This is a genomic window from Micromonospora sp. DT63, from assembly GCF_049841615.1.
Taxonomy (GTDB): domain Bacteria; phylum Actinomycetota; class Actinomycetes; order Mycobacteriales; family Micromonosporaceae; genus Micromonospora.
The window spans coordinates 271001-286414 of the sequence record NZ_JBNCKQ010000003.1; the positions used below are offsets into that span (position 1 = coordinate 271001).

Below are 15414 nucleotides of genomic sequence, written 5' to 3' on the forward strand. Positions count from 1 at the left end.
TCACCTGCTCGGAGTGGACGGCGCGGGATTGTTCCGGTCGGTGTCGTACGGCAGCTCGTGCTCGTCACCGGCCGGAGCGTCTCCGGTCACCGCGTCTCCGCCGCCCGGCTCGCCCGGCTCCCCGGGAACGCCGGAGTCCTGGGTGACCTGCACGTCGTCGAAGGGCAGCAGCGGCTCGGCCCACGGGAAGGCCACGTACCAGAGCAGGGCCACCGTGGCGGCCGCGAGCAGCACCGAACCGATCAGCTTGCCGGCCAGGCCGAACGGGAGCTTGCGCCAGATGAAGGCGTACATCGGGTCAGCCTCCCAGCTCCGCCGGACGGCCCGCCGACTTGGACACGATGTAGTCCAGCTCGGCGTGGATGATCAGGCGCTGGTAGTTGTCCCACTTGGGGTTGCAGGTGGTCAGCGTGAGCATCCGTTTGGTCGGCCGCTTGTTCGGCTCGCCGGGAACCGGGGCCACGACCTCGACCTGGGTCGGCTTGACGATGCGGGTCTGCGACACCCGGTAGACGTACCAGTCGGTCTTGCTCTCGACCACGATCGGGTCGCCGTCGTTCAGCTCGTCCAGCCGCCAGAACGTGGCCCGGTTACGGTGGCCGGCGACGGAGAAGTTGCCGACCTGACCGGGCAGCGCGCTGGTCGGGTAGTGGCCCGGGGCGTACCGGATGTCGGCCTGGGTGACGCCCTCGACCACCACCCAGTTCTTGTCGAGCTTGGGGATGTAGAGGCCCGCGATCGGCTTGCCGTGCACGGGCGGGGACGGCTTGACGCTCGGAGTGGCCGACGGGGCGACCGTGGGGTCGTCGTTGGGACCCCACACCTGGGCAAGCTGGTTGCTGAGGTCGTGCTGGTGGGCGTCGACGGCGGCGGACTTGCCCCACACCTCGTAGCCGGCGAAGAGCAGCACCACCAGGCCGAAGGTGATCAGGACCTCGCCGGTGGCCCGGATGCCGCTGCGCACGCGGGAGGCGAGCGTCGGGCGGGTGAGCTCCGAGTAGACGCTCTTGTAGCCCTCGCCGGTCTGGTGCGGCCGGAGTTGGACCACCCGCTCGCCCCGACGGGGTCGGGGAGGCTCGCCGGCGCTGTCGTCCGCGCCGGCCGGCTCATCCGGCGTCGCCGTACGGGGGACGGCGCCCATCAGCGCCGTGGAGTCCATGGCCGGAGGCCGGGGTGCCGGCCCGGACGGGACAGCGGGGATGACAGCTGTGGCGTTCGGGTCGGCGGGGCGGCCCGGCCCGGCGGGAGAAACCGGGGCGCCCGCCGCGCTGCTCGGGCGTCCGGGGCCCGACCCGACCTTCGGGATGAACGCGGTCGGCGCGTCGCCGCCGGACGGGGTGGTGCCGCCGGGGGGCGTCGGGGCGCCGGCCGGGCCGCTGGCGGTCGCCGGGCGGGTCGGCACGGCGCCGGGGGCCGGGACGCGCGTGGGGTCGGTGCCCGGGGCGGCCGGCCGGACCGGCCCCTGCGTGGGGGGCGCGGTCGGTCGGCCGGGAGCGGCGGCGGAGGGCTGGCTGGATCCGCCGTGCGGAGCTGAGCCGGTCGCAGCGGCGCCGGGCCAGGGCGGCGGTGCCGCCGGGCTCGGGTGCTGCGCAGCGCGCTGCGGGTCGGGCCGGCCGGCGCTGGGCGCGACCGGGTGGTCGGCGCGCGGACCGGGGCCGGGACGGACCGGCGCTACGAGGCCGTCGGCCGGGGGTGGGCCGGCGGCGCTCGGCGGCTCGGGAGCTGCCGCCGGACGCGGTGCCCGTGGCCGGCTGGGCAGCACGGGCTCGGGCCAGTTGCCGGTCCGGGACCGGCCCGACGTCGGCTCGGGCTGCTCCGGCGTCGGCTCAGGTCGGTCGACCTTGGGCAGGAAGGCGGTCGGGTCGTCCGCCTGGTCCCGGTGTCGCCCGTCGCGGCGGTCTTCCGGGCTGCTCACCTGGGCACCGTCGCCGAGCGCAGCGCGGTCGAGTCCTCGAAGGCCTTGATGGTCACCGTGGAGACGGACTCCTTGTAGCCGAGTTGATAGTCGTCGACTGCGTCCTTGAACAACCGGACTCCCTCAGAGCTGGCGAGGGCCTGCTGGAGGGCAGCGGGATCGCCGATTGCTACGATCTTGAACGGTGGGGAGTACACCCGCCCATGGAGCAGCAGGGTGTTACCGACGCAGCGTACCGCGCTGGTTGCGAGCACGCGGACGTTCATGATTGACATGGCCTCCGCTCCACCCGCCCAGAGCGCGTTGACCACTGCCTGTACGTCGCCCTGGTGCACGACCAGGTCGTCGTTGGTGGCGTCGGAGTGTGCCTCGTCGTCGTGCTGGGGCGCGTCGTTCAGCTCGACTGTCACGGCCGTGCCGGTGACGGCGGTGAACCCGGCCGCCTTGAGGCTGCCCTGGGCGCGGGCCTGCTGGGCCTTGATCGGGGCGTCCGAGCCGGCAAGCGTGTCGGTGCGTTGCTGGACCTCGTCGCGCAGGGTGGCAGCGCGGCGTTCGCTCGCCTCGACCTGCTGCTCGCGCTCCTCGATGAGCTGGTTGAGCTGGGGCCGCCGGTCCTCACGGAGAGCGGTGCCGCCCGCCGTGGTCGCGGTGGTGGTGAAGAGCAGCCCCGCCGCGGCGGCGATCAGGGGCACCCCGATCGACCAGCCTGGTCGCCGTTGGCGTGGCCGCCGGGGCAGCAGCCCGGCGACGGCCCGTCGGAGGGCCTTCTGCCAGGAGGCGGCGCCGGATGTGTACTCCACCGAGCGTTCCTTCCGCGTGTCGGGGATCGGTTCGTGCCGGCCGGGCCGGTGATGCGAACAGTCCCGCCCTTTTCGGTCACTCCATGTACCTGCCTGACCCCATTCGTGGTCCAGGCGGCCGTTCCGGACTACGCTAGCTGTCGAACATTATTGGCCATGAACCGTCGCCTCCGCGTCCGGTTGTCAGGCCGGACGAGGTCGTCACCCCCTCTGGAGAGCGCCGTGCCCAAGTCTCAGGTCCGCAAGAAGAAGGTGTACACCCCGCCGACGGACGTCCGTCCGACGACGACGGCGGCGTCGCGCAAGCCTAGCCCGGTGTGGCTGCCGATCACCGCTGTCGCCCTGATCGTCGCGGGCATCGGCTGGCTGGTCGTCTACTACCTCTCCGAGCAGGAGTACCCGGTCGCCTCGTGGCAGTACTGGAACCTCGCGGTCGGCTTCGGTGCGATGGTCGCGTCGCTGGTGCTGCTCTCGCGCTGGCGCTGAGCCTCTCCGGCTGTCGCTGGGCCTGGCCCGGGGCGTCGCCGCGACGAAGGATCCAGGTCACCCGCCACGCCCCTGCCCGGCGGGACCGGGCCGGGCACCCTATGGTGTCCGCAGGCAGCGTGACCTACTGCGAGATGACTCACGTTACCGCTGGGTAACCTTGCGCGTAGGCTGCACTGCATGACCGAGCGGAGCGAGGTCATCGACCGGTCCGGTCGCAGGTGTGCAAGCGGCGCGACGCCGGCTTCGTCCTGCTCCGGTCCCGGTTGCTGAACCGCTCGACAGGCAGCAGACCGGGGAGGCCAACTCGATGGGCAGCGTCCAGATCGTCACCACGATCCTCGCGGCCGGCATCACCGCCGTGGCGGTGTGGCTGGCGGTGCGCGCGGTCATGAAGATGACGGCCGTCATCCGGCTGGGGCAACCCGCTCCGGAGCGGTTCGCCGACAAGGGCGCCCGCACGAAGACGATGCTGGTGGAGACCGCTGGTCACACCCGCATGCTCAAGTGGGGCGTGGTGGGTGCCGCGCACTGGTTCGTGATGGTCGGCTTCATCGTGCTGTCGCTGCTGGTGCTCGAGGCGTACTTCGAGGTGGTCACCCCGACCGGCGGCCTGCCGATCATCGGGCACTGGACGATCTTCGGGTTGGCCACCGAGATCATCACCGTGCTGGGCCTGGTCGGCATCCTGGTGCTGATGGCGATCCGGCTGCGCAACCGGCCGAACCGGCTGGGCGGGCGGTCCCGGTTCACCGGCTCGACCATGTGGCAGGGCTACTTCGTCGAGTGGATCGTGCTGCTGGTCCTGATCTTCGGCCTGCTGATCCGCGGCTTCAAGGTCGCCACCGACCACTTCGAGTACCCGTTCTGGGCCACCCCGGTCAGTCACGCGGTCGGCGCGGTGCTGCCCGACTGGTCGGACGGGGCGAGCGTCGCCGCGCTCATCAAGATCGCCATTTCGATGACCTGGCTGATCGTCATCTCCCTGAACGTCACAATGGGTGTCGCCTGGCACCGGTTCCTGGCGTTCCCCAACATCTTCTTCAAGCGCGAGCCGACCAAGCCGGCCGGTTCCGGCCTCGGCGCGCTGCGCCCGATGACGAGCCAGGGCAAGCCGCTCGACTTCGAGGAGGCGGACCCGGAGAAGGACCAGTTCGGCGTCGCCCACGTCGAGCAGTTCACCTGGAAGGGCCTCCTCGACTTCAGCACCTGCACCGAGTGCGGTCGCTGCCAGTCGCAGTGCCCGGCCTGGAACACCGGCAAGCCGCTGTCGCCCAAGCTGCTCGTGCTGAGCCTGCGCGACCACGCGTACGCCAAGGCGCCCTACCTGCTGGCCGGTGGCGGCAAGGACCTGACCGGCGAGGAGAAGGCCACCCAGGCGCAGCTCGCGCACCTGGACGTGCTGTCGCTGGCCGAGGCCGACAAGCCGTTGATCGGCACCGCCGAGGAGGGCGGTGTCATCGACCCGGACGTGCTCTGGTCGTGCACCACCTGCGGTGCCTGCGTCGAGCAGTGCCCGGTGGACATCGAGCACGTCGACCACATCGTCGACATGCGCCGCTACCAGGTGCTGATCGAGTCGAGCTTCCCCTCCGAGGCCGGCGTGATGCTGCGCAACCTGGAGAACAAGGGCAACCCGTGGGGCGCCCCGCAGAACACGCGCGAGGACTGGACCAAGGGCCTGGACTTCGAGGTGCCCCGGGTCGGCGAGGTGGACGACTTCGAGTACCTGTTCTGGGTCGGCTGCGCCGGCGCGTTCGAGGACCGGGCCAAGAAGACCACCCGCGCCGTGGCCACGCTGCTCAACGAGGCCGGCGTGAAGTTCGCGATCCTCGGTGAGGGCGAGACCTGCTCCGGCGACCCGGCGCGACGGATCGGCAACGAGTTCGTCTTCCAGATGCTCGCCCAGCAGAACGTGGAGACGCTCAACGAGGCGTTCGAGGGCCGGGAGAAGGCCAAGCGCAAGATCGTCGCGACCTGCCCCCACTGCTTCAACACCCTGGGCAACGAGTACGGCCAGCTCGGCGGCGAGTTCGAGGTGGTCCACCACACCCAGCTGCTGGCCCACCTGGTGTCCACCGGCAAGCTGACGCCGGTGCAGCCCGTCGACGGCGGCGTGACCTACCACGACCCCTGCTACCTGGGCCGGCACAACCGGATCTTCGCGGCCCCTCGCGAGGTCCTCGGCGACGCCATCGAGGGCGAGATCACCGAGATGCCGCGCAACAGCGAGCGCTCCTTCTGCTGCGGCGCCGGCGGCGCCCGCATGTGGATGGAGGAGAAGATCGGCAAGCGGATCAACGTGGACCGGGTCGAGGAGGCCATGGCCACCGGGGCGAAGACCGTCGCCGTCGGCTGCCCGTTCTGCTCGACGATGCTCAACGACGGGGTCAACGGCAAGGGTGCCGGCGAACAGGTCGAGGTGATCGACGTGGCGAGCGTGCTGCTGCGCTCGGTCAAGCCGGAGCAGCCGCGGGGCGACAAGGAGTCCGCGCCGGTCGCCGGCTGAGACGCGTACAACCGGGATCTGAACATCGACGGCGGTGGCCCCTCCGGGGGCCGCCGCCGTCGTGCAAGAATCTCGCCGAGGTGAGGCGACATCGACGGCCTGCTCTTGATGACGCTGTTGCCCCTGGTCGGCTTCATAGCCCTGACCGCGGGCAACGCGTTCTTCGTCGCGGCCGAGTTCGCCCTGGTCACGGTCGACCGGGCGGAGATCGACCGCCGGGCCGCCGCTGGCGACCAGGCCGCCCTGACGGTCCGCACCGCGCTGCGTGAGCTGTCCTTCCAGCTCTCCGGGGCGCAGCTCGGCATCACCATCACCGCGCTGCTCACCGGCTACCTGGCCGAGCCCGCCCTGGCCCGGATCTTCACCCCGCTGCTACGACCGGTCGCCGGGGACAGCACCGAGCGTTTCACCCCGTTCCTGGCGCTGGCCCTGGCCACGCTCATCTCCATGCTCTTCGGCGAGCTGGTGCCCAAGAACGCGGCGCTCGCCCAACCGATGCCCGCCGCGCTGGCCACCGCCGGGCCGATGCACACCTTCTCCCGGACGTTCGGCTGGGTGATCCGGGGCCTGAACGGTTCGGCGAACCGCCTCGTCCGGGCGCTCGGCGTGGAGCCGCAGGAGGAGCTGGCCAGCGCCCGCTCGCCGGAGGAGCTGGGCCTGCTGGCCGCCATCTCGGCCCGCGCGGGCGCGCTGCCCCCGGACACGGCGATGCTGCTGCGCCGCACCATCCGGTTCGGCGACAAACGGGCGGCCGAGGCGATGACCCCGCGGGTCGACGTGGTGGCGCTGCGTGCCACCGCCACCGTGGCCGAGCTGCTCGAGGAGTCCCGGCGGACCGGACGGACCCGCTTTCCGGTGTACGAGGAGACCCTGGACCTGGTCACCGGTGTGGCCGGCGTGCCGGACGCGCTGGGCGTGCCGCTGGCCGCGCGGGCGTCGACGATCGTCGGATCGGTGGCCCGGGAGCCGGTGTACGTGCCGGAGAGCCTGGACCTGGACGGCGTGCTGGCGGCGTTGAAGGCGGCCGGGGCCGACCTGGCCATCGTGGTCGACGAGTACGGCGGCACGGACGGCGTGGTCACGATCGAGGACCTGGTCGAGGAGCTGGTCGGGGAGATCGCCGACGAGTTCGACCCGGCAAGTGTGGACGACACCGGGCCGGTCGAGCTGACCGTGCCGGGTGGGGAGCGCACGGTGCTGGTGGACGGGGTGCTGCGCTCCGACGAGCTGGCCGAGCAGACAGGCTTCCGGCTGCCCGAGGGGCCGTACGAGACGTTGGCCGGCTTCCTCATGGCGCAACTGGGGCACATCCCGCTGGCGGGCGAGACAGTCGACGCGGACGGCTGGGAGTTCACAGTGGTGGAGGTGGAGCGGCACCGGATCGAGCAGGTCCGGGTGCTGCGCCCGGCGGAGCCGGACGCCGATGACTGAGCTGCTGGTGACAGTGCTGCTGCTGCTCGGCAACGGGTTCTTCGTGGGCAGCGAGTTCGCGCTGATCGCGTCGCGGCGGACGGTGATCGAGCCGCTGGCCGCCAGCTCGAAGCGGGCCCGCTGGGCGCTGTCGGCGATGAACCAGATCCCGCTGATGATCGCTGGCGCGCAGCTCGGCATCACGGTCTGCTCGCTGGGCCTGGGGGCGATCGCCGAGCCGGCGCTGGCTCATCTGCTGGAGTCACCGTTCCACGCCGTCGGCCTGCCCGAGCGCGCGGTGCATCCGGTGGCGTTCGTGCTGGCGCTCGGCGTCGTCGTCTTCCTGCACACGGTGGTCGGCGAGATGGTGCCGAAGAACATCACGCTGGCTGGTCCGGAGGTCTCCGCGCTCTGGCTGGGCCCGGCCATGCTGGCCTTCTGCGTGGCCACCAAGCCGTTGCTGCTGGCGATGAAGTGGGCGGCCCGCCGGGTGCTGGCGTTCTGGCGGATCGAGGCGACCGAGGCCGTGAAGACGGTGTTCACCGCCGAGGAGTTGGCCGGGCTGGTGTCGCAGGCGCGTACCGAAGGGCTGCTCGACGCCGAGGAGCACGCCCGCATCACCGGGGCCCTGGCCCTGCACACCCGGACGGCGGCGGACGCGTTGCAGCCGTGGTCGACGGTGGTCACGGTGGCCGAGGACGTCTCCCCGGCGTCGCTGGAGGTGCTGGCGACCCGGACCGGCCGGTCCCGGTTCCCGGTGGTGCAGCGGTCCACCCGACGTGTCCTGGGTTTCGTGCACGTCAAGGACGTGCTCGGGTACGCCGGGCAGGGCCGTCGGGCGCCGGTGCCGGCCCAGGTGTACCGACCGCTGGCGGTGGTGCCGCCGGAACGTACGCTGGCGGATCTGCTGCTGGCCATGCGCCGCGAACGGCGGCACATGGTGCTGGTCAGCGACGGTAGGCGTCCGCTCGGAGTGGTCACGCTCGACGACGTATTGACCGCAATCGTTGGGTAATTGACCAACACCCTTGGTGTGCAAGCGGTTGCGTGACAGTGACGGTGACTCGGCTCGCCTTGATTCCGGCCCACCGCTTCCCTAATGTGGGGCACCGACCGCTGTGGGTCGTCTGCCTCGGCCCTTCCCTCACGCGAGGCGCCCGGCGGTCGGTTGCAAAGGAGTCGGTGCCGGTGGCAACCATGCCCCCTCATCGTCACGCCCCGGGACTGCCCGTTCGGCCGGGCGGTCTGCGTCGGGTCGCCCACCGTCTGCTCGTGCTGGTCGCCGCTGCCGCGGTCGGCGCCGGAATGCTCGCCGTGCCGGCTCAGGCCGAGCCCACGGTCGACGAGATCGAGGCGCAGATCGACAAGAAGTGGGAGCAGTTGGAGCCCACCATCGAGCAGTACAACAAGGTCCGGGCGCAGCTGAAGGTCAACCGGAAGAAGTCGTCCGACCTGCAGAAGAAGATCGAGCCGCTGGCCCTGCAGAGCGAGTTGGCGCTCAACCGGGTCGGTGACCTCGCGTCCCGCTACTACATGTCGGGCCCGTCGCAGGAGATCGGCGCGCTGCTCGTCAGCGCCAAGCCGGACACCCTCACCGAGCAGCTCACCCTCCTCGACCGGCTGGCCGCGCAGGAGCGCAAGCAGGTCGAGGGCGTGCTGGCCGTGCGGGCCAAGTACGACGGCGAGAAGCAGAAGCTCGACGCGCTGATCGCCACCCAGACCCGGCAGCAGAACGAGCTGGCGGCCAAGAAGAAGCAGATCGACGCCGAGATCAAGAAGCTCGAGGCGTCGATGCCCAAGACCACTGTCAAGACCGTCGGCTGCCCGACCATCAACGGTGTGCTCGCCGTCGCCGCCCAGAAGGCGATCAAGACGGCCTGCCAGCAGGTCGGTGACCCGTACGTCTGGGGCGCCACCGGCCCGAACTCGTTCGACTGCTCGGGGCTGACCCAGTACGCCTACAAGTCGGCCGGGATCTACCTCACCCACCACACGGGTGACCAGTGGAACGAGGGCAAGGCCGTGTCGCGCGCCGACGCCCGTCCCGGTGACCTGGTCTTCTTCTTCTCCGGCCTGAGCCATGTCGGGCTGTATCTGGGTAACAACCAGATGGTGCACGCGCCTCGTGCCGGCAAACCGGTGCAGGTGTCCAGCATCAACACCATGCCCATCGCCGGGTTCCGCCGACCCGGCTGATCCAGCTGACGTCACGAGGGCCCCCGGTCGGATGACCGGGGGCCCTCGTCGTTTGTCGTCGTCAGCGGGGTGCGCCCACCGGGGACGGCAGGAGCTGCACGTCGGCGAGATCGACGTACATGATGCGGTGGCCGAACTGGATCTGCACGTACCGGTTCTTGCCGCGGATCACCGTCCAGTCGCCGGGCGAGGAGCCGTCGAACGTGCTGGCCCGGTAGTACTCACCGGCCAGCACCGCGCCGACGGCGTACCGCTGACCGGCGGCGAGCGTGTACTGCAGTGGTGAGATCGCCTGGTACGGCACACCCTCGGGGTAGGCGGCCTGCTCCGGGTACGCCCGACCGTAGACCGGGATGGTGGCCCGGCCGGGCTTCGGGACGGCCACCACGCCGACGGTCCAGCTGGCGGTCGGCGCGGACGCCGGGTTGTGGAACCAGGCGCGTTGCCCGAGGTACCAGATGGCCGTCCAGTCGCCCTGCCGTCCGGCCAGGGCGTACGTCTGGCCGGCGGAGGCCCGGGCGCCATGGTCCGACACGTCCATCGTGTTCGGGGTGCCGTCCGGGCGCAGCGCGATGTCGTTGACCAGCGGCGCGTCCTCGGACGGCGCGGTGTGCAGCACCACCGACGAGGAGCCGCGCGGCGCGCACGGCGTCCCAGGGGTGACGCAACCGGTGAACGCCGGTTGGTTGGTCGCGTAATCGGGGTCGATCCGGACGAGCCCGGTGGCCGGGGTGCCGGTGTCCAGGCGCGGTGCGTGCAGCAGGTCGAAGTAGTGCGTCCAGTCCCAGTACGGCCCCGGGTCCCAGTGCATGCCGCGCACTGTCGACGCGATGGTGCCGGGCACGTTGTCGTGGCCGATGATGTGCTGGCGGTCCAGCGGGATGCCGTACCGCAGCGCGAGGTGCCGCACGAGCTTCGCCGAGGTCCGGTACATCGCCTCGGTGTACCAGGTGCCCTGCGCGGCGAAGCCCTCGTGCTCCAGCCCGATCGACTTCGCGTTGACGTACCAGTTGCCGGCGTGCCAGGCGACGTCCTTGGTCTTGACGTGCTGGGCGATGTTCCCGTCCACCGAGCGCAGCGAGTAGTGCCAGCTCACGTAGGTCGGGTCCTGGACGAGTTTCAGGGTGGTCGCCCAACTCGCCTCGGTGTCGTGGATGACGATGTACTCGATCTTCTGCCGGGCGGGCCGGTCGGAGAGGTCGTGGTTGCCGTAGTCGCCGTCGCCGAACGCCTCGTAGGGTGCCGGGATCCACTCACAGGAGACGGTCCGTGGGCACTCCAGCCCGTCGGGGCGGGCGAGTCGTCGTAGGCCCAGCCGGTCCAACCAGGACCGCTGGGGCTGGACCGCGCGGGCCGGCAACGTCACTCGCTGGCCGTCGTCGGTCACGCGGGACTCGCCGGCGCCGATGGTGGTGAAGACCTCGTCGGCGAAGGCCGCCGCGGCGTCGGCGCTGTCCGCGCCGGCGTACCGGGCCACCGCGCCGTACCAGGTCGCGGGGTCGGTGCCGGCACCCACCGGGGCGCCCACCTCCCGTTGGTACGCGGCCAGCAGCGCCGCCCCGCCCCGAATGTTTGTCGTCGGGTCGCTGCGCAGCGCCTCGGGGGCGGCCCCGGTCAGCGCGGCGGCGGCGTCGACGGTCTGCAACGCGGCGGTGGGCGGCGCGGGATCCGTGGCCGTTGCGGGTGCCATGGGGGCACGGGAGTCGTCGCCGCGCGGATCCTCGGCGCCGGCGTCGTGGTGGCCGCGCGCGGGTAGGGCGGCCACGTGGCGGGCATCGGTCAGGTGCATCGGTCCGTAGCCGCCGCTGGTGCTCGGGGTGCCGGCGTTGCTGTCCCAGCGGGACTCCAGGTAGGAGACCCCGAGCAGCACGGCGGTCGGCACGCCGTACTCGGTCGACGCGGCGGCGTACTGCTGCTGACGGTCGGCGGAGGGTGCTGCGGAGGCGGTGCCGGCGCTCAGCGGTACGGCGGCCGTGGCGATGACCACCGCGACCGCGAGCGATGCGCGCCGGCCGGCGGACAGGGTTGGACTTTCCATCGAACCCCCTAGATTTGACTGGTAACTGTGTCGTCACCTTCGCGCCGGTCGGGAGTCTGCGTCAATACCTTTCCATATATCAAACTGCATCGAAAGAAACCTTCACACACGCTCGGTGATCTCTTCCAATCGGTACGGAGTGTCACGGCCGCACGGGTTGCGGATCGGTAACGGCCGTCTCTACTCTGGTCATTTGTCGGCCCGGTAGCAGGTCCGCCCATCCCGGGCGGTAACGGACCGACACCGCCGAGTCGCTTTCGAGCGAGCCGGGGACCCAGGTTCCCCCGGGGTGAATCCGCAGCCAATGCGGTAGGGCGCCAACTTCCCGCCCGAACCCGTCAGCTAACCCGGTAGGCGGTCGGGAAGAAGGAGTACGGAACCCCGGTGGCCCTCCATGCCCCGCGGCCGTCGTCCGAACGGTCGGCCCCGGCCGACCCGACGTCGACAGTGCCGCGTCCACGCTGGTCCCGCTTCACCACCGCCCTCGCCGCACTGGTCGGCGTTGCCGTCGTCCTGACCGGCAGCGCCACGGCGGCCCACGCGGACCCGTCCGTCGCCGAGATCGAGCGCCAGATCGACGCCGACTGGAACAAGCTCGAACCGGTAATCGAACGGCACAACGCCACCCGCGCGGACCTGGCCGCCAAGCGCAAGCAGGCCGACGCGCTCGCCGCCCGCATCGCGCCCCTGGAGCGCCAGGTCGACGCCGCGATGAACAAGGTCAGCGCGCTGGCCGTGCGCGCGTACATGGGCGAGAACCTGTCGACGGTCAACACGATGCTCGGCAGCCGGTCGCCCGGCGAGGTGGTCGGGCAGCTCGAAATGCTCGACCGGTTCGCCCACAACCAGCAGCAGGACGTCCGGCAGGTCGCCGATCTCCGCGACGAGCTGGCCCGGCAGAAGGCGCCGCTCGACGAGATGGTGGCCCAGCTGACCCGGACCGAAGCGCAGCTGGCGGCGAAGAAGAAGCAGATCAACGACGAGATCGACAGGCTGCAGAAGCTGCGCCTCAAGGTGTACGGCAACGGCGGCGGCGGTCCCCTGCGTCCGGCGCCCTGCCCGGCCAGCTACCCCGGCGGCGGCGCGGGCATTGCGGTCAAGTTCGCCTGCGCTCAGATCGGCAAGCCGTACGTGTGGGGCGCCGAGGGTCCGAACTCGTACGACTGCTCCGGGCTGATGCTCGCCGCGTGGGCGAAGGCCGGTGTGTCTCTGCCGCACAACGCCGCCGCGCAGAGCCGGGTGACCAAGAACGTCAGCAGAGGTGATCTGCGCCCCGGTGACCTGGTCTTCTACTACAGCGACATTCACCACGTCGGCATGTACGTCGGCAATGGCTGGGTGGTGCACGCCTCCCAGGCCGGTGTGCCCATCAAGATGAAGAAGGTCGACGACGGGCCGATCCACAGCTACGGCCGTCCCGGCTGACCGACGCCGGACACAGCGAGGGCCCGTCGCGATCTCGTCGCGGCGGGCCCTCGTCGTGCGTCAGCGCGTCGGCCAGGCACGCCAGTTCTGCCAGGAGCGGCTCGGCGTCGGCCCCCGCTGGCCCTGGTAACGCGAGCCGTAGACCACCGAGCCGTACGGGTGCTCGGCCGGCGAGGAGAGCCGGAAGATGCAGAGCTGGCCGATCTTCATGCCCGGCCAGAGGGTGATCGGGAGGTTCGCCACGTTGGACAGCTCCAGCGTCACGTGACCGGAGAAGCCCGGGTCGATGAACCCGGCGGTGGAGTGGGTGAGCAGCCCGAGGCGGCCCAGTGAGCTCTTGCCCTCCAGCCGGCCGGCGAGCTGGTCGCCGAGCGAGATCACTTCCAGCGTCGAGGCGAGCACGAACTCCCCCGGGTGCAGCACGAACGGCTCGCCCTCGGGCACCTCGACCACCGAGGTCAGGTCGTCCTGCTGCATGGCCGGATCGATGTGGGTGTAGAGATGGTTGTTGAAGACCCGGAACAGCCGGTCGAGTCGTACGTCGATGCTGGACGGTTGGACCAGGGTGGGCTCGAACGGTTCCAGGCCCAGCGTGCCGGCCTTGATCTCGGAGACCAGGTCGCGGTCGGAGAGCAGCATCGGACCACCATAGCGGCGTCGGCCGGATCGGCCGGATTCGGTGCCGGTGACCAGCGCGTCGAGGTCGCTGCTCGTACATTTGTTCGATAGAATGCTCGCATGGCTTCCTGGTCCGAATTCGCCGCCGACGAGCCCCGCCTCGCCGACGGGATCCGCGTTCTCCTGCAGCAGTACGGGCCGGGCTTCGGCTACCTGGCCACGGTCCGCGCCGACGGCGGGCCCCGGGTCCATCCGGTCTCCCCGGTCATCACCGACGAGGGTCTCTTCTGCTTCATCATCGACTCGCCGAAGCGCCGCGACCTCGAACGGGACGGCCGCTACGCGCTGCACTCGTTCCCCCCGGAGGAGAGCGACGACGAGGCGTACGTGGCGGGCCACGCCTGGCCGGTCACCGACCCGGTCCAGGTGGCCCGACTGGCGCAGAGCGCCCGGGCCGAGCCCCAGGTCGACTGGCGGCTGTTCGAGTTCACCGTCGACGTGGCGATGTTGACCCGTCGCGAGCAGCACGCCGCAGGCGTCCCGGGTGTCGCCCCGAGCCGTCCGGCCGTGCGGGTCTGGCTGGACCCGCAAGCCCCGCCCGCGCCGGCGGCGCCGGTCGCCGTACCGCAGACGCGCCCGGCCCGGCGCAGCCGTGACGTCCAGTGCACGGCCGCCTGACCACGGCCCTGTTGTCCCACAAAGCGCCGGTGCCGGCTCCGTCGTGACGGAGCCGGCACCAGGTGTACGCGAGGAGAGTTACGCCGCGCGGTACGCGTTCCACGCGGTGAGCATGCGGCTCGCCTGACCCGGGGTGAACTGGTACATGCACGAGTCGTAGGTGTAGTCCATGAAGTTGGTGATCGGGTCCAGGCCGGTCGCCGAGCAGGTGTCCCGCCCGGTCGGGCACTGGTACGCCGGCGACGCCTCGGCCGGGGTGTCGCTGACGCCGTCACCGGAGCCGCCGCAGCCACCCTGGAAGGTGTGGTAGAGGTTCAGCCAGTGACCGATCTCGTGGGTGCCGGTGTCGCCCTGGTTGTAGTTGGTGGAGGTGCCACCCGGCAGGGACTCGTTCAGCACGACCACGCCGTCCATGCTGCTCAGCTTCCGCTGCGGGAAGGTCGCCCAGCCGAGCAGGTCGTCGCTCAGCTCACCGAGGTAGATGTTGAGCGTGTTCTTGCCGCCCACCCGCAGCGACGACTTCATCGACCGCTCCGCCGACGAGCCGTCGACGATCGGGTACCAGGACGGGTTCGTCACCCGGTTGATCTTGTCGAGCCGGAAGGCGAAGGCGGTGGCAGCGCCGCCGGTCCCGCCCGCGTAGGCCTGGTTGAGCACGCTGATCTGCGAAGTGATCATCGAGTCCGGGATGTTGCCGCCGGCCCGGGTGCTGTCCTCCTGAATCACGTGCACCACCACCGGAATGGTGACGGTGGCCAGCGTCGTGGCGCCGGCGCCGGCCCGGAAGTTGGCGCGCTCACGCAGCGCCGCCGCGAGGTCGGCGTCGCGTTCCCGGACCTGCTTCGCGGTCAGCTCGTTCGGGTCGTGCGTGGCCGCCGCGCCGGGCTTCACCCGAGCGTTGGCCTGGCTGTCGGCCGGCTCCGCACAGGCGCCGCCCGGCGCCGCGGAGAAGGCCGAAGCGGCCGGAACGACGCCCACCGCAGCGGTGCTGAGCAGCAGCGCGAGGGTCGTCGACGCGACACCGGCGGCACGCCGGGTCAGCAGGTTGGGACGGAGTCCCATGAGCCCACCTCTTTCTGGTGGCGCGGCAGGGGGTGTGTCACGCCATGGCTGGAACGTGTGGCAGACGTTACAACCCATCAATGCATTTGAGAATGGCCATATGTTGCCGCGAGGAAACTTCTTCCGAGGCGAGGGCGTCCCGCCGGCGCGCGGGGGTGGCTGGGTGCACCGGTTCGACGACTCGGGTACAGTGGTGCCGCCTGCGGGTGTAGTTCAATGGCAGAACATCAGCTTCCCAAGCTGACAGTGCGGGTTCGATTCCCGTCACCCGCTCCAC

13 protein-coding genes, 1 tRNA gene and 1 riboswitch are annotated in these 15414 nt (G+C 70.8%); of the genes, 8 read left to right on the forward strand and 6 right to left on the reverse strand.

Annotated elements, in window-relative coordinates; genetic code table 11:
- Genes ACLQ27_RS13565 through ACLQ27_RS13575 form a run of 3 tightly spaced genes read right to left on the reverse strand, consistent with a single transcriptional unit; the run spans window position 1 to window position 2715 of the window.
- The gene (locus tag ACLQ27_RS13565) at window positions 1-294 is read right to left on the reverse strand and encodes a hypothetical protein (RefSeq protein WP_234591570.1); all 294 of its coding nucleotides are present in this window, start codon (window positions 292-294) and stop codon (window positions 1-3) included.
- A 4-nt stretch (window positions 295-298) separates the two neighbouring features.
- A complete protein-coding gene (locus tag ACLQ27_RS13570) occupies window positions 299-1915 on the reverse strand; it encodes a class E sortase (RefSeq protein WP_425867012.1) in 1617 nt (538 codons plus the stop codon).
- Complete coding sequence (locus ACLQ27_RS13575) at window positions 1912-2715, reverse strand: DUF881 domain-containing protein (RefSeq protein WP_234588926.1); 804 nt, start codon at window positions 2713-2715, stop codon at window positions 1912-1914. The genes ACLQ27_RS13570 and ACLQ27_RS13575 overlap by 4 nt, the downstream gene beginning before the upstream one ends.
- Before the next feature lie 222 nt (window positions 2716-2937).
- On the opposite strand from ACLQ27_RS13575, the gene ACLQ27_RS13580 reads away from it, so the two are divergent.
- From ACLQ27_RS13580 to ACLQ27_RS13600, 5 genes are all read left to right on the forward strand, one after another.
- The gene (locus ACLQ27_RS13580) at window positions 2938-3201 is read left to right on the forward strand and encodes a cell division protein CrgA (RefSeq protein ID WP_007454145.1); all 264 of its coding nucleotides are present in this window, start codon (window positions 2938-2940) and stop codon (window positions 3199-3201) included.
- A 310-nt stretch (window positions 3202-3511) separates the two neighbouring features.
- On the forward strand, window positions 3512-5710 hold the full coding sequence (locus ACLQ27_RS13585) for a (Fe-S)-binding protein (RefSeq protein WP_357573679.1): 2199 nt from the start codon (window positions 3512-3514) through the stop codon (window positions 5708-5710).
- 108 nt (window positions 5711-5818) lie between these two features.
- Entirely contained in the window at window positions 5819-7141 is a 1323-nt protein-coding gene (locus ACLQ27_RS13590; protein WP_357491597.1) for a hemolysin family protein, read from the forward strand.
- The gene (locus tag ACLQ27_RS13595) at window positions 7134-8135 is read left to right on the forward strand and encodes a hemolysin family protein (protein ID WP_357491595.1); all 1002 of its coding nucleotides are present in this window, start codon (window positions 7134-7136) and stop codon (window positions 8133-8135) included. The genes ACLQ27_RS13590 and ACLQ27_RS13595 overlap by 8 nt, the downstream gene beginning before the upstream one ends.
- Before the next feature lie 167 nt (window positions 8136-8302).
- On the forward strand, window positions 8303-9316 hold the full coding sequence (locus ACLQ27_RS13600; protein WP_357491593.1) for an NlpC/P60 family protein: 1014 nt from the start codon (window positions 8303-8305) through the stop codon (window positions 9314-9316).
- 61 nt (window positions 9317-9377) lie between these two features.
- Here ACLQ27_RS13600 and ACLQ27_RS13605 read toward each other — a convergent pair whose 3' ends face one another.
- Complete coding sequence (locus ACLQ27_RS13605) at window positions 9378-11354, reverse strand: N-acetylmuramoyl-L-alanine amidase (protein WP_425867015.1); 1977 nt, start codon at window positions 11352-11354, stop codon at window positions 9378-9380.
- Between the two features lie 234 nt (window positions 11355-11588).
- Window positions 11589-11725: riboswitch (cyclic di-AMP (ydaO/yuaA leader) on the forward strand.
- Between the two features lie 13 nt (window positions 11726-11738).
- Between ACLQ27_RS13605 and ACLQ27_RS13610 the strand changes: the two genes are divergently transcribed.
- The gene (locus ACLQ27_RS13610; RefSeq protein ID WP_425867017.1) at window positions 11739-12779 is read left to right on the forward strand and encodes an NlpC/P60 family protein; all 1041 of its coding nucleotides are present in this window, start codon (window positions 11739-11741) and stop codon (window positions 12777-12779) included.
- A gap of 60 nt (window positions 12780-12839) precedes the next feature.
- Here the strand turns inward: ACLQ27_RS13610 and dcd are convergent, their stop codons facing one another.
- Window positions 12840-13418 carry a dCTP deaminase gene (gene dcd, locus ACLQ27_RS13615; RefSeq protein ID WP_234588933.1) on the reverse strand — a complete coding sequence of 193 codons (579 nt, stop codon included), beginning with the start codon at window positions 13416-13418 and terminating at the stop codon, window positions 12840-12842.
- A gap of 99 nt (window positions 13419-13517) precedes the next feature.
- Between dcd and ACLQ27_RS13620 the strand changes: the two genes are divergently transcribed.
- Window positions 13518-14075: a pyridoxamine 5'-phosphate oxidase family protein gene (locus ACLQ27_RS13620; RefSeq protein ID WP_425867019.1), complete on the forward strand. Its 558-nt coding sequence runs from the start codon at window positions 13518-13520 to the stop codon at window positions 14073-14075.
- Between the two features lie 78 nt (window positions 14076-14153).
- Here the strand turns inward: ACLQ27_RS13620 and ACLQ27_RS13625 are convergent, their stop codons facing one another.
- Window positions 14154-15137, reverse strand: a complete 984-nt coding sequence (locus ACLQ27_RS13625) for a zinc metalloprotease (RefSeq protein ID WP_357491585.1) — start codon at window positions 15135-15137, stop codon at window positions 14154-14156.
- 202 nt (window positions 15138-15339) lie between these two features.
- On the opposite strand from ACLQ27_RS13625, the gene ACLQ27_RS13630 reads away from it, so the two are divergent.
- Window positions 15340-15413, forward strand: a tRNA-Gly gene (locus ACLQ27_RS13630).
- Window position 15414 lies beyond the last annotated feature (1 nt).